General features: G+C 37.6%; 13 protein-coding genes and 1 tRNA gene. 3 read left to right on the forward strand and 11 right to left on the reverse strand.

Features of this window, described 5'->3' with window-relative positions; translation table 11 throughout:
- The first annotated feature begins 199 nt into the window (after positions 1 to 199).
- From IGJ41_RS09130 to IGJ41_RS09140, 3 genes are all read left to right on the forward strand, one after another.
- Positions 200 to 272: transfer RNA gene (locus IGJ41_RS09130), tRNA-Thr, on the forward strand.
- Positions 273 to 429: 157 nt separating this feature from the next.
- Complete coding sequence (locus IGJ41_RS09135) at positions 430 to 1,920, forward strand: glucosyltransferase domain-containing protein (protein WP_002396599.1); 1,491 nt, start codon at positions 430 to 432, stop codon at positions 1,918 to 1,920.
- Positions 1,921 to 2,133: 213 nt separating this feature from the next.
- Positions 2,134 to 2,313: a hypothetical protein gene (locus IGJ41_RS09140; RefSeq protein WP_002383739.1), complete on the forward strand. Its 180-nt coding sequence runs from the start codon at positions 2,134 to 2,136 to the stop codon at positions 2,311 to 2,313.
- Positions 2,314 to 2,400: 87 nt separating this feature from the next.
- On the opposite strand, the gene IGJ41_RS09145 is transcribed toward IGJ41_RS09140, so the two are convergent.
- The 11 genes from IGJ41_RS09145 to nifJ all read right to left on the reverse strand — a co-directional run bounded on the left by IGJ41_RS09145 (position 2,401) and on the right by nifJ (position 18,504).
- On the reverse strand, positions 2,401 to 3,366 hold the full coding sequence (locus tag IGJ41_RS09145; RefSeq protein ID WP_002372066.1) for a hypothetical protein: 966 nt from the start codon (positions 3,364 to 3,366) through the stop codon (positions 2,401 to 2,403).
- Positions 3,367 to 3,541: 175 nt separating this feature from the next.
- Positions 3,542 to 3,832, reverse strand: a complete 291-nt coding sequence (locus IGJ41_RS09150) for a hypothetical protein (protein WP_002359936.1) — start codon at positions 3,830 to 3,832, stop codon at positions 3,542 to 3,544.
- 47 nt (positions 3,833 to 3,879) lie between these two features.
- Positions 3,880 to 5,118, reverse strand: coding sequence for an aminoacyltransferase (locus IGJ41_RS09155; RefSeq protein ID WP_002362084.1), 1,239 nt, complete (start codon positions 5,116 to 5,118; stop codon positions 3,880 to 3,882).
- Between the two features lie 396 nt (positions 5,119 to 5,514).
- Positions 5,515 to 7,323 carry a glutamine--fructose-6-phosphate transaminase (isomerizing) gene (gene glmS / locus IGJ41_RS09160; protein ID WP_002356940.1) on the reverse strand — a complete coding sequence of 603 codons (1,809 nt, stop codon included), beginning with the start codon at positions 7,321 to 7,323 and terminating at the stop codon, positions 5,515 to 5,517.
- 442 nt (positions 7,324 to 7,765) lie between these two features.
- Positions 7,766 to 8,599, reverse strand: coding sequence for an energy-coupling factor transporter transmembrane component T family protein (locus IGJ41_RS09165; protein WP_438714307.1), 834 nt, complete (start codon positions 8,597 to 8,599; stop codon positions 7,766 to 7,768).
- Positions 8,596 to 10,302, reverse strand: a complete 1,707-nt coding sequence (locus IGJ41_RS09170; protein WP_078127085.1) for an ABC transporter ATP-binding protein — start codon at positions 10,300 to 10,302, stop codon at positions 8,596 to 8,598. Before IGJ41_RS09170 ends, IGJ41_RS09165 begins: the two co-directional genes overlap by 4 nt.
- A gap of 100 nt (positions 10,303 to 10,402) precedes the next feature.
- Positions 10,403 to 10,954, reverse strand: a complete 552-nt coding sequence (locus IGJ41_RS09175; RefSeq protein ID WP_002356937.1) for an ECF-type riboflavin transporter substrate-binding protein — start codon at positions 10,952 to 10,954, stop codon at positions 10,403 to 10,405.
- Positions 10,955 to 11,183: 229 nt separating this feature from the next.
- A complete protein-coding gene (gene glmM / locus IGJ41_RS09180) occupies positions 11,184 to 12,539 on the reverse strand; it encodes a phosphoglucosamine mutase (RefSeq protein WP_002356936.1) in 1,356 nt (451 codons plus the stop codon).
- On the reverse strand, positions 12,532 to 13,695 hold the full coding sequence (locus tag IGJ41_RS09185) for a CdaR family protein (protein ID WP_002362088.1): 1,164 nt from the start codon (positions 13,693 to 13,695) through the stop codon (positions 12,532 to 12,534). Before IGJ41_RS09185 ends, glmM begins: the two co-directional genes overlap by 8 nt.
- Positions 13,692 to 14,576 carry a diadenylate cyclase CdaA gene (cdaA, locus tag IGJ41_RS09190; protein WP_002389035.1) on the reverse strand — a complete coding sequence of 295 codons (885 nt, stop codon included), beginning with the start codon at positions 14,574 to 14,576 and terminating at the stop codon, positions 13,692 to 13,694. The genes IGJ41_RS09185 and cdaA overlap by 4 nt, the downstream gene beginning before the upstream one ends.
- A gap of 196 nt (positions 14,577 to 14,772) precedes the next feature.
- Positions 14,773 to 18,504 (reverse strand): pyruvate:ferredoxin (flavodoxin) oxidoreductase, encoded by a 3,732-nt coding sequence (gene nifJ / locus IGJ41_RS09195; RefSeq protein ID WP_438714310.1) that lies wholly within the window; start codon positions 18,502 to 18,504, stop codon positions 14,773 to 14,775.
- Positions 18,505 to 18,580: the final 76 nt, after the last annotated feature.

Here is an 18,580-nt window from a genome sequence, read left to right on the forward strand (position 1 = left end):
GAAAAAAATCATTTTTCTTTTTTTACGAAAGAGCAATTGACAAACTTTCGTCTATACGTTATTCTATTTCTTGTGCACGAGATTTGTACGATTTTTCAAAAGGAACTTTGACGATTACTCGTCGCAGTGTAGCCTTTGAAAGTGAACTCTATGGGTTTCACTTCGTTGCAATCCTCGAGTTAGTTTAGCCTTTGAAAACGCCGCCTTAGCTCAGTTGGTAGAGCACCACCATGGTAAGGTGGGGGTCGCCGGTTCAAGCCCGGCAGGTGGCTTTTTGGTAAAATCCCAACTCTTTAATAAAGAGTTGGGATTTTTTTGTTTTGCCTACCCTTAGTGTTCTGTCAAGATGAGAAAATAACAAAAGCAATTTCTTCATTCCACTCGTTATGGTATATTTTAATTGTTAAATAATTATTGGAGTGGAGTACAATGATGAAACAATTACCTACAGAATCAAAAAAATTTGATTTAAAGAATTGGTGTATTGAAAATAAAGCCTATCTTCTATTGATCATTTTAATTTATCAAGTGGCAGTTTTATCCATCGGCATTATCAATTTCCCTTACTTAGATGATAATGCTCGCCAAGTCGCTGGAATGACAGATTTTGGTACGACTTACGCACGTTGGGGCAGTGAATTTCTCTCATGGTTTGTTCAAGGAAGTCGTCATTTGACAGATCTGGGCTTGACCACACCGATTCTAACAGGTCTTATCTTATCTCTCACAAGCATACTGGCTATTTATATCATCAATGACCAAAAAATTAGCTGGGGTTCCTCTTTAGTAGCTACTTTAATTGGCCTCAATCCTTGGTTCCTTCAATGTCTTAGTTTCAGGTTTGATAGTCCCTATATGGCATTGAGTATTTTTTGTTCGTTTCTTCCTTTTTATTGGTGGCAGCGTAATTCTTTTACGTTTTTCTTGGTTTCTGCCTTTTCACTGTTTGTTATGTTTAATACTTACCAAGCCTCGTCAGGAATTTATATAGTTATCGTCTTATTCCTTACTTTCAAGCAGTTACTTGCTGGAGAAAATTTCATTGCTCTTTGTAAAAAAGTCGCACTTGCTGCTATCGCTTATCTACTTTCTATAGTCAGCTACCTTATCGAGTTAAAATTTGTACCTTCCGCAACAAACAACATTGGGGGCAGTCAGGCCTTACCAAGTTTGCACGATATTCCAAGTGTGGCTTATCAAAATAGTTACCATTATTTTTCAGAGCTATTGAACCAGAGTAATCGTTTATGGCTCTTATTACTGCTCCTACTGCTTGTTTTATTTTTTATTAGTCATCTATCAAATAGCAAAATCAACTTGGGCTTAAGTTTCCTTTATTGTATCTTATATTTAGGACTTGCTTCTCTCTTAAGTTTTGGTATTTTTATTGTCTATTCAAGAAATATCGCTGGTGATGCGCCTCGCTATATTTACGGATTTGCTGTTTTTGTTACAATCAGCATGTTAAGTTTATTTAACAATCGACAAGTGAAAGCAATTTATCTAACTTCGTTACTTGTGGCCAGCTTGTTATCTTATTATATTTTATCGTTTGTTTTGGTGTATTCTTCCACATTAAACTATCAAAAAGAAGCATTCAATCGCCAAGCAGCTGTTTTAACAGATGATTTAAAAAATGTTGTAACAAACGAACGAAAAAAAGTTTATTTAAATACGTTTTTCAAAAATTCAACTGTTTATGCTAATACAAGTCGAAACTACCCAATTCTTTCAAAAATTGTGCCACCAAATGACGGTCTATACTTCCCTAATTACGTTTGGTTCAATACTTCATCGAATTTAGGAGTAGAGATGGCACCACTGACCGATACGGATATGTCTAAAAATCAAAAAGTAGTAAGTAATCACTTTTATGACATTTATACAAACAACAAAGAAATATTTGTGTTTATGAAATAATTTGTTCCATCCAAAAACACTTCTTTTGCAATAAACGTGACTGTATGGTTTGATTAAGATGGATTAAGTATTCTTTTCGGGTACATTTATTACTTCCTGAAACTTGTTTATTTCCCATTTTTCTTATGAAGTAACAAAATTTTTGAGAAAAAACAGCTCGTTTTCTATGTTATGATAGAGAAGTGAAAATCACCAGAAAGGTTGTTGCGGACTATGAGAACTCGTCAGAAAAAATTATTTTTATTTTCAATGATTTTATGGTTAGTTGAATTTTTAATTACACGGATTTCTGATTCTTTTCCAGGAGCAACGCCATTGTTCGTTGTGATTTGCTTGATTCAAGGAATTCTTTTTACTTATTTCTGTCTTGCTTTTTTCTATTATCCGCAATAATCAGTCAAGAAAAGCAATTAGAGCAGATTCAGCAAATTTCTGAAACCGAAAAAATGGCACGTCCTCGTTTTTAGGACGTGCCATTTTTTAAAGCATTATTTGTGTAAAAGCCGTTCGTATCGGCTGTTGAACTTTTTGAACAGCAGCGATTTGATGGCCTTTTGCTTCAGTCAATTCTTTTTCAATATATTCAGGATAGTAGGTTGCCAAATAACCCAAGACCCAGATAGTTGGATCTGAAATAACCGTCTCTGCTAATGGATACAAATAGGCAAGATGCAACCGAATTTCTTCTTCCAAATGCTGCAGCATAATTGGATCATCATTTTCTAAGCGATTCCTAAGTTCAGTACAAATTTCGGAATAGATCGGCGTATTTAACGGTCCAGTTTTTCCTTCTAGTAAGACTGTCTGAGGCTGATTGTCATACCAAAGAAAAGTCAGTGGCTCTGAAAATTGCAACAGTGCTAATTCTTCAATGAACCATTCCCGAGCAAAATAACTAAGTGCTTGGTTCATAACTAAATCTTTTGCGACTTCCACAAATACTGGTTTAGGCAAATATAAACTGGTTTTAATGTTCGCTAATTGTTGATAAACGGGCAATTGATCGCTTACTAACAAGTTCCTTTTAATTGCTTGAATTTGCTGCGTTTCTAATTGTCGATACGCCTCTTCCACTTGCATTAATTGCTGTTCTAACGTTTTTTGTTGTGCTAGCGTTATTTTATTAGTTTGAAGTAGTTGCTTCAATAAAATATATCCTTCAATAAAGCGACGGCTCTGACTATAAATTTGCATATAAATTGCCGCTGTTTCGAGGTTCTCAAAATAAGAATCTTGGAACGCTTCTGCCAATGCTAGTGCTTCGTCAGCTTCATCCATTTCCAACAATAATTGGACAATTTTTTGGTTTACTGGCGGCGTTTGTTGTAGCTGATAGGCTTGTTGAAAATTTTCTAAAGCGGCGATCTGATTATGTTCTACAAGTGCTTCTTCTCCTTTCGCAATAAAACGTTCATAGTTTTTTGGAAATTCATGAATGGTACTCATATCTAACCTCCTTTATTTCTTATTTAAAGCAGATGAGCCTGGGACAAAAATCACTTTGGATTTTTGCTCCAGGCTCAAAACCTGATAACCGGCGGGAACAGAACCAACACTACGCGTTGCTCGGAGCTAAACAGTTCTGTCCCGACCTCGATTTTAACTATTCAAACGGACTTTTTTAGTAAAGATTACGAATAATAATTGCCGTTTCTAGGTCGCCCTCAGCGTTCATCTTCTCCGCCTTTTCTTCTAAACTATACCCAGCAAAACTTTCGTTTGTTAAAACATCTGCTACTGTAAATTTAGCAACTTTTTCAATACTGACTGCATCTGGTGCTACTTCTTGCACGCTATCCCAGCCTGTATCAATAAAGACTTTTGTATCTTCTGTAATCGCTTCGTTTGCTTCTAACGCCTGCATAATTTCTTTTAACTGTGCATACGTCATAACCTCGACTTGATTTTCCATTTAAACGCCTCACTTTGCCATTCCTTTTTAAGGATTAGGTTTTAATTTTAGACTTTTTCTTTAATTGTTTTTAATGCGTGATATAAGGCATATTTCATTGGTTTGGCTTTCCATTGGAAATTGCCCATTAATTCTTCGACATGACCGCCAAAGGATTGTTTGAATTTAAGAACCCCATCACTTCCATCAAAAACACCGTCAACGCCATAAAAATTATATTTGGGAATGTTATTTTCTACTGTGTAAGTTAACATTTTATGTTGAATTAAATACGGTGCATAGTATTGTTTATATTTTTCATACGTACCACTAAACAAGTAAACAACTTCTTGTGGATGAACAATGAATAAGGCACCTGCTAAAATTTCAGGTTCATCTGATGTTTTCATTTCTTTAGCCTCGTCAATCCGTTTGCGCACGGTACGAACTTCATCTTCAAATTCACGTTTCTGGTTATTTTTTTTACGGCTTTTAGGATTGGCAATTAACGCTTCATTGACTTCGTTGAGCGTCTCTTGTAATTTGCGTAATTTCTCATGAAGATTTTCTAAATAAGTAGCAAAGTTTAGTTCCGCCACCATAAATTTTGCTCGTTCGCCAAACTCTTCATAAACAGCTTGGTAATAAGCTAAATCCTTATCTTCAAAATTACGTCGTGCACTTGTTTCTTCCGTTAATTTCTTAAAGAGAGGTAGCTCTTCGTAACGAAGTTCTCGGGTTGTTACTCCATATTCCCATGTTTTCTTGATGTCATATTTAGCATCTTTTCCATAAGATTTCCAGAGCTCTTCTTCTGTTAATCCAGCCATATCTTTGACAAACAGCCAACGTGGCGCGCCATCAAAATTGTGCACATCAAACCCTTGGTGTTCAAAACCAATTGATGTGAAATAGTCAAATGTTTCTTGATTGACCTTTTCAACTTCACCGCCATTAAAATCACGTAAACAAATTTGTTTATTTGGAGTAAAGGTTAAATAAAGGCCATCATTTTTTTTCACATATTTTTTTAAGCCTGTGAAAAAGGCTTCTACACATTTTTTATCTGTATAATCCATCAAAATTCCGCCGTCAATGTCGAAAGCATAACCAATTTTGACTTTTTTCTTGCTTAGGATACACGCAGCAATTAGTTGGCCTTCTCGTTTGACGCCAACGTATTCACAATGCCAGCCACGTCGTTCCAATAAATGTTTCATTTCGGGTGTTTCTAAAAAGTTACCTGCAGGATGTGTCATTGCAAAGGTAGTAAATTCTTGTTCAGTTAATGTACTAAACTGATCCATATCAAACAACTCACAATCTTTTTTTGTTAAATAAATTAGCACTTTTCAGCTTAACCTACTTTTTGCTTTCTTTCAAACAAAGTTACCTCACTGGCTAATTCTTATTTTTCGGTTCTTATTAATTATATCTAATTTTGCTAAAATGCAAACAGTTTTCAACGGAAAAAAAGAATTTCTTTGGAATCTTTCATTTTTGACTGAATATCTTTCTTTTATAAAAAATATCTGAGCGTGGGACAAAAATCACTTTGGATTTTTGCTCCACGCTCAAAAACTTATAAACGGCGGGAACAGAAGCAACTCCTTCTTATTTCTCGGAGTTAAACGCTTCTGTCCCGACCTCAGATATTAAAACTTATGAGAACCCGTTAAACATCTTTCTCTCAGGTTCTTGATTTACTCAACAGTTACACTTTTGGCTAAGTTCCTTGGTTTATCAACATCGTAGCCTCTTTGTAAGGTTGCATAGTACGCTAATAATTGACCTGGAACAATGCTAACTAAGGCAGAAAGTAACGGATGAACATCTGGAATAATCAGTTGATCCTGTGGTTTTGCCAAGGATTCCAAGGCAATCACAATATTTCTTGCTCCACGACTTTCGACTTCCTTTAAATTGCCTCTTGTATGGGCTGCGACTTTGGCATCTGTCACAATCCCAATCACAGGTGTTCCTTCTTCAATTAAGGCAATCGTTCCATGCTTCAATTCACCTGCCGCAAAGCCTTCTGCTTGAATGTAGGAAATTTCTTTCAACTTCAAGGCCGCTTCCATCGACACATAATAGTCGACTCCTCGCCCGATATAGAAGGCATTTCGAGTATACGTCAGATAATCTTCCACTAAGGCTTTCATTTGTTGTTTTTCATCAATCAAGGTTTCCATGACAGCCGCTACCACGCTCAATTCGTGAGCCACATCAAATGAGACGGCTGCTAATGTTTGACGTTCTTCGCCAATTGCTTTTGCTAAAATAGCTAAGACAGCGATTTGAGCAGTATAAGCTTTGGTGGAAGCGACAGCAATTTCTGGTCCTGCGTGTAATAACAAGGTATCGTCCGCTTCACGTGATAATGTTGAGCCAGCAACATTTGTTAATGTAAGTGATGGATGACCTAATTCATTAACCTGTACCAGTACTTGGCGACTATCTGCCGTTTCACCACTTTGGCTTAAGAAAATGAAGAACGGTTTTTCAGATAAAATAGGCATGTTGTAGCCAAACTCGCTTGATAAATGAACTTCCACAGGAATACTGGCAATCGTTTCAATTAAAGATTTTCCGACCCAACCTGCATTATAACTTGTCCCACAAGCAATAATGTAAATTCGGTCACATTGATTAATTTTTTCAAGTAACGCCTCATCTAAAGTCACTTTTTCACCTTGAGTATATGCTTGAACAATTTTGCGCATCACTGCAGGTTGTTCATCAATTTCTTTGAGCATATAAAACGGATATGTTCCTTTTTCAATGTCATTTAAATCTAATTGCGCTTCAAAAGGTTCTCGGTTGATTACTTGTCCTTCTGGCGTTTCGATTACTACTTTATCCGCTGTAACAGTTACAATTTCACCATCAACAATCTCAACAAATTGATTGGTTTCTTTAATCATCGCCATCGCGTCACTACAAATAACATTAAAGCCTTCACCTAGACCGATAAGTAACGGGCTTTTATTTTTCGCTACGTAGATAGTATTGGGATCCATTTTATCCATTAATGCAAAAGCGTATGAACCTTTAATTTCGGCTAAAGCCGCTTTAAAAGCATCTTTTGTTGAAAAACCATTTTCAGCAAAATGAGCAATTAATTGAACGACGATTTCAGTATCTGTATCACCAATTAAGTGAGCACCACTTAAAAATTGTTCTTTTAATTCTTCAAAGTTTTCAATGACACCATTATGCACTAATGCAAAGCGTTGATCGCTTGAAACATGGGGATGTGCATTGGCGACAGTTGGTTCGCCATGAGTGGCCCAACGAGTATGACCAATACCAACTGTTCCATCGATTTCTGGCGTTAATTTTGCTGCTAAATCGGCAATGCCCCCAACTGCCTTAACTACATGGGGCTGTTGGCTTTGATCATTCACACAAATCCCAGCAGAATCATAACCTCTATATTCCAATTTTGTTAATCCTTGAATCAAACTTTCCGTGACATTTTCTTTTCCAATCATTCCGACAATTCCACACATAATGCTAATTCCTACTTTCCAATTGAAATTCTGTATTTACTAGGTCCTGTTTAACTAGCAAATCCCATTATATGTTTCTACCTGCGTGATAACCGCTTTGTTCTAACTTCACAATTAGTTTTTCTTTGTTATCTGTAGAGTGCAGTCCCTAGAGCCACCCGCCGAATCTTCGATAAGCTCTCTCCTCGTCACCTGAACGTTCAGGTCTGGCGCTATCCGATATTGGTCTATATACCTCCTTTGTAAATATATTCCGTAGAAACATAAACAATCATACAATTAAAAGTAAGTACTTGTCAACAAAAATCTAAAAACCGAAAATCGGTCTAGTTCTTTAAAGTTGTAAAAAAAAGAATCTAGTACACTCATAGTAAGAGAAAGTACTAGATTCTTAATAATAAAAAATATCCGCTCTATTTATAGAACCTTATCAATTTGTTATTTATTTGAATGGATTATAAAACCGGCCACCATTCACATGGAACAACCAGAAACTGATTCCTAATAAGCATAAGGCAAGTATCATTACCGAAAAATCACGCAGATGAAAAGGTTGTTGCGCATACCACGTTCGATTTTTCTTTTGACCAAAACGCCTTAATTCCATAGCGGTACTCACAGTTTCAATTCGATCTAAACTAGATAGGATTAAGGGTAAAACGATTTGTGCTACGCCTTTGATTCGTTGGCCTAACCGTCCCTTTTTAGACATCTCATACCCTCGCGCTTGTTGTGCTAAAGAAATATTAAAAAAATCTTCTTGGATATCGGGAATATAACGAATAGCCAGCGCTACTGCATAACTAATCCGATAACTCACACCAATTCGATTCAAGCTGGAGGCAAATTCACTAGGATTTGTTGTTAATAAAAAGATTAATGCCAACGGAATCGTACAGAAATATTTTAAAACTAAATTAAATTCATAAAATAATTCTTCTTGTGTCAAAGTAAACCGTCCGATTCCTTCCCAAATCACGGTACGTGATTGATATAAATCAACCCCATATTCAGGTGCAAAAAGGTAAACCGTTAAGATATTTAACAAAGAAAAAATAGCAATAAATTTAATAACAAAAGATATTTGATGCCATTTAATATTTGATAATTTTAACAAAACAAGCGAAACCACAGACATTCCTAACAGATAATGAGTATCATACGTGGTCATACAAGCCACAGAGACAACGATTAAAAAGACTAATTTGCTTGTGCCGTTTAAGCGATGAATCCAGGTTGAATCAGGATGATAGCCTAACATTTGTCGTTCACTCATCCAAAACGCACCTCACGATCGTAAGCAACAAATTTTTCCGTAAATAGCAAGGGATTTTCCAAGCCTAACGCTTTAGCAAAGGTAAACAAGCTCGTTTCTTTTAAAGAAGCTGCTTGAATTAATTTTTCATCTGTTAAAACAGCAACTGGAGTCGCATCTGCTAGTAAACGTCCATCACAAACTACTAACGCACGTGTTGTATATTCCAACATTAAGTGCATATCGTGAGTGATCATTAAAATAGTCACACCTAAGCGGTTCAATTCTTCTAAAAATGTCATCATTTCTGTATAATGTTTAAAATCTTGCCCAGCTGTTGGTTCATCTAAAATTAATAATTCAGGTTCTAAAACTAAGATTGATGCTATAGTTACCCGTTTTTTCTGCCCAAAACTCAACGCAGAAATCGGCCAGTTCCGGAAGGGATACAGCCCACAAATATGTAAAATATTCGTCACACGTTCCTCAATTTCTGCTTGTGGCACATCTCGTAAAACTAATCCTAAAGCTACTTCTTCAAAAATCATTTTTTTAGAAATCATTTGATTGGGATTTTGCATCACATAACCAATTTTATCTGCACGTTCTTTGATTGAATAATTGGAAAAATCCTGTCCTTCCCATAAAATCTTGCCCGATTGAGGCGTGATGAACCCGCAAATTATTTTAGAAAGTGTAGACTTCCCGGCACCATTTTTTCCTACAATGCTGATCATTTCTCCATGATGAATCGTTACTGAGAAGTCATCTAACACTTTTTCACCATGACGATCATATTGATAGGACACTTGTTCCAAACGTAATAGTTCAGCTCCTTTGACTGCACTAACTGAACTAGGTTGGACAGACCACTGTGTCATTTTAGGCAAAACCATTTCGCCTGATACTTCGGCTAATTTGTCTAAATGACTAACTTGTGTTAAATCAATCCCAGCATATTTCATGGCTGTAACGTACAAAGGTTCACGAATCCCTTGCTGGGTCAACGTATCTTGACGTAACAATTCATCTGGCGTTGTATCAGAAATAATTGCGCCCTCATTCATGACAATAATTCGATCAACTGATTCGCAAAGAACGTCCTCTAAGCGATGTTCTATTATTAAAACGGTCGCTTTTGTTTCTTGTTGAATGGTGTCAATCAAAGTCATTGTTTCTTGTCCCGCTCGTGGGTCAAGATTAGCCAAAGGTTCATCAAAAAGTAAAATTTTTGATTGGTTAATTAGAACGCCCGCCATAGATACACGTTGTTTTTGACCACCTGACAAATCTTGTGGACGGTGTTGTAATAGCTGATTCAGCTCAACAATCTCAGACCATTTGTGGACCGCTTTTTTCATTTCTGCTTGTTCAACTGCATCGTTTTCTAAAGCAAAAGCAATATCCTCAGCAACCGTTAAACCGATAAACTGCCCATCGGTATCTTGCAAAACAGTTCCTACATCAAAAGACAAATCAAATAGACTTGTTTCTTGGATATTTTTACCAGAAACCGTAGCTGTTCCTTGAATCTCACCTTCATAAATATTGGGAATTAACCCGTTGATACATTGCGCCAATGTTGATTTACCACTACCACTAGGCCCAACGATTAAAACCTTTTCTCCTTCATAGATGGTTAATTGAATCCCCTTTAATGTCGGTTCAGATTGGCTATGATATTGAAAGGAAAAATTATTAAAAGTAATGATTGGTTTTTTCATTCGGCCTCACCTCAGTTTCTCCATAAAAGAAAGGGTCTGAGCATTAGCAAAGTAATTACTAGGGCAGACCCTTAACCATTTAAATTATTTCGACAGTTTCTTAATCTTTCGATAAACTGCCTTTCTTTGTTCTTGTTGATGCATAAGCTTTCATCAACAATGTTCCAATAATCCCCACAGCGACAATATTTGAAACAGTCGCGAATACGCCTTGTGTAAATACTTTACTTGCGGGTTCACTATAAATCAAAATATCCAAGCTAGGCGCGATTAAGCCCCAAACGACGATATTACCAAACGCTTGGAAAATATTGAAACGCACCATGTCATTTGTTGTAAATTCACCATGTTGAAGATCCATTTTACGACCAGCGAAGCCAAAAATAATACCAATAATTCCTGAACAAATAATCCAGCTCCACCAAGCGCTACCATACGTGGTAAAATCTTTTAACGTGTGACCGATCAAACCAATTAGCCCTCCAGCTACTGGTCCAAAAACAACTGACATTAAAGCAAGAAATGGATACGACGTTTCTAAGTTCGTATTAGGAATCCCAGTTGGAATTACAACGAATCGACCTAAAATAACAAAAACTGCAGAGCCAATTCCAATTGCTACAATTGTCTTGACGGACATTTTTTCTTTCATTTCGCTCCTCCATTCTATAACTCCATTGATTTACAGCCGCTCCCTTCTTGATTTTATCAAATAAAAAAAGAAGATACGCGGTGCATCTTACTTCTAAAATAGTACCCTTTTAACCGCTCTATGTCAATGATAGACGGAGCTTATTAGCTATTTTCTTTTTTTGATTTCCAACAAAGAAACCAGACACTTAACGCAAGCTAGCATTAAGTGTCTGGTTTCTAATTTGTTCTTATTCAACGCCGATTTCTGCACGTACTACTTCAGCAATTTTATCAACGTAATAATCAACTTTTTCTTGTGTTGGCGCTTCGGCCATCACACGTAACAATGGTTCTGTTCCAGAAGGACGAACTAAAATACGACCTTCGCCATTCATTTCTGCTTCTGCTTGTTCGACAACTGCTTTGATTGCCGGAACTTCCATTGCACCATTTTTATCTGTGACACGAATATTGACTAATTTTTGTGGATAAATCGTCACTTCATCCGCTAATTCAGATAATTTTTTGCCCGTTTGCTTCATAACATTCAACAATTGAATCCCTGAAAGCATGCCATCACCTGTTGTGTTGTAATCTAAAAAGATCATGTGACCAGATTGTTCGCCACCAAAATTGTAATCATTTTTACGCATTTCTTCTACAACATAACGATCACCCACTTGCGTTACCACATCTTTTAAGCCAATTTCTTCTACAGCTTTATGGAAACCTAGATTACTCATCACCGTTGTAACGATTGTATCTTTTTTCAAACGTTTTTTCTCAGCTAAATATTTGGCACAAATATACATGATTTTATCACCATCGATAATTCGTCCTAATTCATCGACTGCAATAATTCTATCACCGTCGCCATCGAAAGCCAAACCAGCATCTGCGCCTTTTTCAACAACCATTTCTGCCAAAGCTTCAGGATGAGTGGAACCCACACCATCATTGATATTCAATCCATTAGGACTTGTTCCCATTGTATAGAAATCTGTCTCTAAATCCGCGAAGACACGATTGACTGCTGTTGCAGTTGCTCCGTTGGCAGCATCTAAACAAACAGTCATATCTGCTAAATCGCCAGGAATACTTTGAACTAAAAATTGCGAATATTTTAGTAAGCCTTCTGGAAATTCATCTAATGAGCCTAAGCCTTCTGCAGAAGGTCTTGGTAAGGTGTCTTCTTCTGCGTCTAACAATGCTTCAATTTCTGCTTCTTGATCGTCTACTAATTTGAAGCCATCTGCCCCAAAAAACTTAATCCCATTGTCTTCCGCAGGATTATGTGAAGCTGAAATCATTACGCCAGCGGATGCTTTTTGTAAACGAGTAAGATATGCTACACCAGGTGTTGAAATCACCCCTAATTGGAAAACTTCAATCCCGACTGATAATAATCCAGCAATCAATGCTTGTTCCAACATCTCACCTGAAATACGTGTATCGCGGCCTACGAGAACACGAGGTTTTCTTGAACTATCTTCATGTTGACTCAACACATAACCACCGTAACGCCCTAATTTAAAGGCTAATTCAGGTGTTAACTCCTTATTTGCAATTCCTCTTACACCATCTGTTCCAAAATATTTACCCATTTTGATTCTCCTTAGTCACTTGATTCTCTGTATTTTCAGTTGAACCAGCAGTTGTACTTTCTACTGTTGATCCCTCACTTGTTGTTTCAGAAGTATTTGATTCTACTTGACTGGATGTACTTGGTTGTACTGCTTGGCTACCTGAGCCAGCCGTTGTTGAACTTGCAGGTTCCCCTGAAGTTTCATTTGTATTTGATGACTGTTGTTGATTGTACACGGGGCTCAAAGAAACGTCAACCTCATCTGGTGTAACTACGTATTCTCCATTAACGGGAATAGTCACTGATTGTTTTGTTTCTTTGCGAATATCAGAAATATCTACCGGTACCTCAATTGATTCTAGCGTATCTAAAATTGATTGCGGACCACTGACCCTAACTTGGTACGTTGATAAACTATAATTGTAATGAGCGATCCCAGCAGGTGGCGTACCTGTCATACTAACATTCAGTGGTACATCTTTTGTTGGCGCAGTTAAGCCTACTGTTACTTTGACTTGTGGTGCTGGATTTTCGATACTTAGGACTTGACCTTTGGCATCTAGCGCTTGGACATTTACCGTTTGTTTAATCGTATCAATTGTTTGTTTGGCACTTGAGACTGGCGCAATCACTTTGTCAATTGCTTTCGCTGTTTCTTCTCCAGTTGTTACTTCTACAGTTTTTGGATCTACAGAAATATTTTTTACTTTGTAGCCTTCTTTTTCAATGTTATCAGAAAGTTGTGCTTCTACATCGAATTTTTTTGTTACTCTCTTTTCAATCGTTACAGTCACTGTTTTCGGTTCAATTTCAGCTGTAACAGCTGAACTTAGTCCCCGAACTGTCAAGGGTACTTCCGAAGTCCCTAATGGCAATTTGGTTAAGTCTGCGACCACTTGGAAATTTCGTGTGTCAGCATTTGATTCCATGTTTAATTGAATGCGGTTCGCACTACGTAAATGAACATTTACACTCTCTTCAAATCCAGAGACATAATATTTGTCTTTATCGTATTGGACTTGGACAGGAATATTATTCAGTGTCTCACTATACGTTTGGCTTGAACCTGAATTGGAGGGATTATTGCCTGTTGCATTGGCATTAAAAAATAACAACAATGCAAACAGCAATGAAAGCAAACCATTAAACCAGCTTTTTTGGGAGGCTTTTCTCATTTGCGTTTAACCCCCTTTGTTACATCATCGATAAAATGCTGCAAAGCACTTTTTTTATCTTCCGATGATTCCGAAATTAACTCCTTACGCAAAATTGTTAAATACTCTTCTTGCGTTAGTCCAGGAATTAATTCATTGTTCAACGTCAAACTAACGTCACCAGTTTCTTCAGAAACAACAATCGTAATGGCGTCACTGACTTCACTGATACCGACTGCGGCTCTATGGCGCGTTCCAAATTCTTTTGGAATTAAATTGCTCTCTGATAGCGGTAAATACGCACTAGCAACAGCAATTTTTTCATTTTTGATAATCACTGCACCATCATGTAGTGGTGTATTTGGAATGAAAATATTAATCAGTAATTCACCAGTAATATCGGCATCCAAATCAATACCTGTCTCAATGTATTCATCTAAACCGGTATTGCGTTCAATGGTTATCAAAGCACCAATTTTCCGTTTTGACATGTACTGAATGGCTTTGTCAAAGGCCTGAATAATACGCTCATCTTCTTGTTGCGCACCTTTATTCGGGCGGAAAAACGAACTTCTCCCTAGATGTTCCAGCCCTCTTCGCACTTCTGGTTGAAAAATAACAACCGCGGCGATTACACCATACATGATGACTTGATTCATTAACCAAGATAATGTATGTAGACCAATTATCTCACTTAGAATGCGGATAATGATAAAAACAGCGACACCTTTTAATAGTTGGACTGCTTTTGTTCCACGAACAAGCATGATTAATTTGTAAACGAGGTACCATACGACTAGGATATCTATGATATTGATAACAAAATCCTTAGATAAGAAATCCGTTGAGATGACTTGCTGCCAATAATTCAAATCTAATAATTGATTCAATTGAAACGACATCATACCCCTCACTTCTCTCTCAAGATTTCCTAACAAGTATACCACATTATTTTCTTTCATCACAGAACGCAAGCGGAAACATCAAAAAAATTTAGGAACTTTTTCAAATAACTTGAAATTTTTCATCAAAAAATCGCATTTCTAACTAAAAAACGTGTCTAAGCAAAAAGCTCAGACACGTTTTTTTGATTTCTATTTAATCTTGCCCACGTTGTTTTCTCTTGGCTGCTCGTTCAGCGCGACGGGCAGCCCTTCTTGCTTCCGCTTCCGGATCAACTACGCGTTCTTTTTTCACTCGTGGCTTCTCGTTCTCTGGCGTATTTATTTCTGGTTCACTTTGTTTTTCTAGTTTTGCTCGAATTTTTTCTTCTTGACCAGCTAAACGAGCATAATTATAGAACCGTCTCTTAGCATCATTAATTGTTTTATTAAATAACAATTCCGCTGTATCTGGTTGACTAGATTCTAAGGATGCAAAGCGAACTTGTTGGCGCATAAACTCTTTCATTAATGAAAAATCTGGTTTTTTGAAATCCAATGTCATTGGTTCTTTGCCCTTTTCTCGCAATAATGGATTATAGCGATATAAAGACCAGTAACCTGAATGAACTGCGTCTTTCGCTTCTTTCAACGTTTGACTCATCCCACCTGCTAAACCATGTGTAATACATGGTGTATAAGCAATAATAATCGATGGTCCAGGGAATTTTTCTGCTTCTTCAAAAGCTTTAATCGTCTGCATTTGGTTTGCACCTGAGGCAATTTGAGCGACATAGACATTTTCATAAGTCATTGCCATCATCCCTAAATCCTTTTTAGAGGCATATTTCCCACTGGCAGCAAATTTCGCAATCGCTGATGCCGGAGTTGCTTTGGAAGTTTGGCCACCTGTATTGGAATAGACTTCATTATCTAGAACTAACATATTCACATCAGCGCCACTAGCTAACACGTGGTCAATACCGCCGTAGCCAATATCGTAAGCCCAGCCGTCTCCACCAATCATCCACTGACTTGGTTTAACAAAAAGATCTTGATCGTCATAAATTGCTTCCAATAAAGGTTGATTCGTTTTTTCTTCAAGCAAAGCTGCACGTAATTTAGCTGCACGTTGTTGCGTACCTTCACTTTCGGACAGATGTGCTATCCAATCTTCCATCAATAGACGCAACGAGTCACTGGCTACAGAAAAAGCTTTGGTCATTTTACTAGCCAAACGTTCGCGACGGGCTTGCGTTGCTAACAACATGCCATAACCAAACTCGGCATTATCCTCTAAAAGAGAATTTGACCAAGCTGGACCTTGTCCTTGTTCATTAGTAGTGTAAGGTGTCACACCCGCTGCAGCACCCCAAATCGATGAACAACCTGTTGCATTAGCAATCAGCATTCGGTCACCAAACATTTGCGTCAATAATTTAACATAAGGCGTTTCGCCGCAACCAGAACAAGCACCAGAAAACTCTAATAAAGGTTTATTAAATTGCGAACCTAAAACAGTATTCGGTTTTGCTGGGTTTTCCTTTTGACGTAACGTCATAGCAAACGCCCAGTTCATAGCCTGCTCTTTTTCTTTTTCATAAGGTTTCATTACTAAAGCTTTGCCTTTAGCTGGACAGGCTTCAACACAAAGTCCACAGCCAGTACAATCTTTGACTGAGACTTGGATACGATATTTCAAGCCGTCGGCACCACGTAGATCACGCACAATGAATCCTTCTGGCGCTTCAGTCATTTCTTCTTCATCGGCTAAGAATGGTCGTATCGCCGCATGAGGACATACAAAGGCACACTCATTACACATAGTACATCGATCGCTAATCCACTCAGGTACTTCTAATGCAACTCCACGTTTTTCAACTGCCGCAGTTCCCAAAGGCATCCGCCCATCTGTCATCCCATTTTTCGCTAGTGTCGCAACAGATAACGCATTGCCTTCTTGACGATTAATCGGTTCAACAATTTCATGAACAAAATCACTAACATTTTCTGAACGTTTTCGCGGTTGAACTTCAAGCGTTTTCCACTCTGCTGGAACAGGTACCTGATGCAACAATTCAACGGTCTTATCGATTGCTTGAATATTTTTTTCGACAACTTTCATGGACTTATGACCATAACTTTTCAATGCTTCGTCTTTTAAAATTGGCAACACTTGCTCAAAAGGCATAATTTCCGCTAATTTGAAGAAAGCTGTTTCCATCGCGGTATTAATTCGCCCGCCTAGTCCGACTTCACTAGCTAATTTCACTGCATTGATTGTATAAAACTGAATCTCATTTTCAGCTAGATACCGTTTTAATTGATTTGGTAAAAATCGTGCTAGTTGTTCATCATTCCAAATGGTATTTAAGAGGAAAGTACCGCCTTTTTTTAACCCTTTTACTAAATCATAGGTATGCAAATAAGCGGCTGTATGACAAGCCACAAAATCAGAATGTTCAATGAGGTACGTTGAGCGAATGGGTGTCTCGCCAAAACGTAAATGAGAAACGGTCAACCCGCCTGATTTTTTTGAATCATAATAGAAAAAGCCTTGCGCATACTTGTCTGTATGATCACCGATAATCTTAATTGCTGACTTGTTCGCCCCTACTGTGCCATCAGAACCAAAGCCCCAAAATTTAGCTTGATAGGTTTTCGGATTCGTCAAATCAAGTGGTTTGCCAACTTCTAATGAAGTATAAGTTAAATCATCATCAATCCCAATTGTAAAGCGCTTCTTCATGGCAGAACGTTCTTTCATTAATTCATCAAAAACCGCAACAATTTGATTTGGCAATACATCTTTAGAACCTAAACCATAGCGCCCACCAATAATCGTCGGGCGAATATCCGTTTCATACATCGCACTTTGGACATCCAATAATAACGGTTCGCCACCAGCGCCGGGCTCTTTCGTCCGATCCAAAACAGCAATTGCTTTAACTGATTGTGGTATTTTTTCGAGAAATGTTTCAACTGGAAATGGTCGATAAAGATGGACATTAAGGAAGCCAACTTTTCTTTCTTGTTCTTGTAAATAATCAACCGTCTGTTCAATTGTTTGTGCAACTGAACCCATCGTGACGATCACTTCTTCTGCATCTTCTGCGCCATAATACGTCACTAAATCATAATTGGTTCCCCGTAACCGATTAATTTCTGTCATATATTTTTGAACAATACCAGGTAATTTTTCATAATAAGGATTTATTGTTTCTCGTTGTTGAAAGTGAATATCTGGATTTTGGTTCATTCCACTAACGGAAGGGTGATTCGGGTTCATGCTCCGACGACGAAATTCGGCTAATTTCTCTTGGTTTACTAAGGGTGCTAATTCTTCATAGTCAAGAACTGCCACTTTTTGAATTTCATGACTTGTTCTAAAGCCATCAAAAAAGTTCATAAATGGAACACTCGCTTCAATCGAAGCCAAGTGAGCCACTGGTGCCAAATCCATCACTTCTTGCACACTGCTTTCTGACAACATAGCAAAGCCTGTTTGGCGTGCGGCCATTACGTCTCCTTGATCACCAAAAATATTTAAAGCATTCGTGGTTATAGCTCGGCTCGCCACATGAAAAACAGATGGTAATAGTTCTCCAGCTATTTTGTACATATTAGGAATCATTAAAAGTAACCCTTGTGAAGCCGTATAGGTCGTGGTAAGCGCGCCTGTTTTTAAAGAGCCATGGACCACGCCGGCAGCACCAGCTTCCGATTGCATTTCGACTACTTTCACAGGTTGACCAAAGATATTTTTCTTACCTTCGGCCGACCACTGATCAACAAGTTCAGCCATCGTTGAACTTGGTGTTATTGGATAAATGGCTGCTAATTCTGTAAAAGCATAGGAAATATAAGCTGCTGCAGCATTCCCATCCATTGTTTTCATTTTCCGCATGTTTTTCTCATCCTTTATATCTAAAAAATAGAATAGTTGCACGCATATTCTTGTTTATTATAGCGGAATTTCACAAATTATGAAAGATTTTGTCAATTTTTTTGCTTAAAAATAAAAG

It is taken from the genome of Enterococcus sp. DIV1537a, from assembly GCF_051712085.1.
Classification (GTDB): domain Bacteria; phylum Bacillota; class Bacilli; order Lactobacillales; family Enterococcaceae; genus Enterococcus; species Enterococcus faecalis.

Excerpts from the sequence above, each read along its gene's own strand:
- IGJ41_RS09135 (WP_002396599.1), top strand. The coding sequence starts at position 430 with ATGATGAAACAATTACCTACAGAATCAAAAAAATTTGATTTAAAGAAT.
- IGJ41_RS09140 (WP_002383739.1), top strand. The coding sequence starts at position 2,134 with ATGAGAACTCGTCAGAAAAAATTATTTTTATTTTCAATGATTTTATGG.
- IGJ41_RS09145 (WP_002372066.1), bottom strand. The coding sequence starts at position 3,366 with ATGAGTACCATTCATGAATTTCCAAAAAACTATGAACGTTTTATTGCG.
- IGJ41_RS09150 (WP_002359936.1), bottom strand. The coding sequence starts at position 3,832 with ATGGAAAATCAAGTCGAGGTTATGACGTATGCACAGTTAAAAGAAATT.
- IGJ41_RS09155 (WP_002362084.1), bottom strand. The coding sequence starts at position 5,118 with ATGGATCAGTTTAGTACATTAACTGAACAAGAATTTACTACCTTTGCA.
- glmS (WP_002356940.1), bottom strand. The coding sequence starts at position 7,323 with ATGTGTGGAATTGTCGGAATGATTGGAAAAGAAAATGTCACGGAAAGT.
- IGJ41_RS09165 (WP_438714307.1), bottom strand. The coding sequence starts at position 8,599 with ATGAGTGAACGACAAATGTTAGGCTATCATCCTGATTCAACCTGGATT.
- IGJ41_RS09170 (WP_078127085.1), bottom strand. The coding sequence starts at position 10,302 with ATGAAAAAACCAATCATTACTTTTAATAATTTTTCCTTTCAATATCAT.
- IGJ41_RS09175 (WP_002356937.1), bottom strand. The coding sequence starts at position 10,954 with ATGAAAGAAAAAATGTCCGTCAAGACAATTGTAGCAATTGGAATTGGC.
- glmM (WP_002356936.1), bottom strand. The coding sequence starts at position 12,539 with ATGGGTAAATATTTTGGAACAGATGGTGTAAGAGGAATTGCAAATAAG.
- IGJ41_RS09185 (WP_002362088.1), bottom strand. The coding sequence starts at position 13,695 with ATGAGAAAAGCCTCCCAAAAAAGCTGGTTTAATGGTTTGCTTTCATTG.
- cdaA (WP_002389035.1), bottom strand. The coding sequence starts at position 14,576 with ATGTCGTTTCAATTGAATCAATTATTAGATTTGAATTATTGGCAGCAA.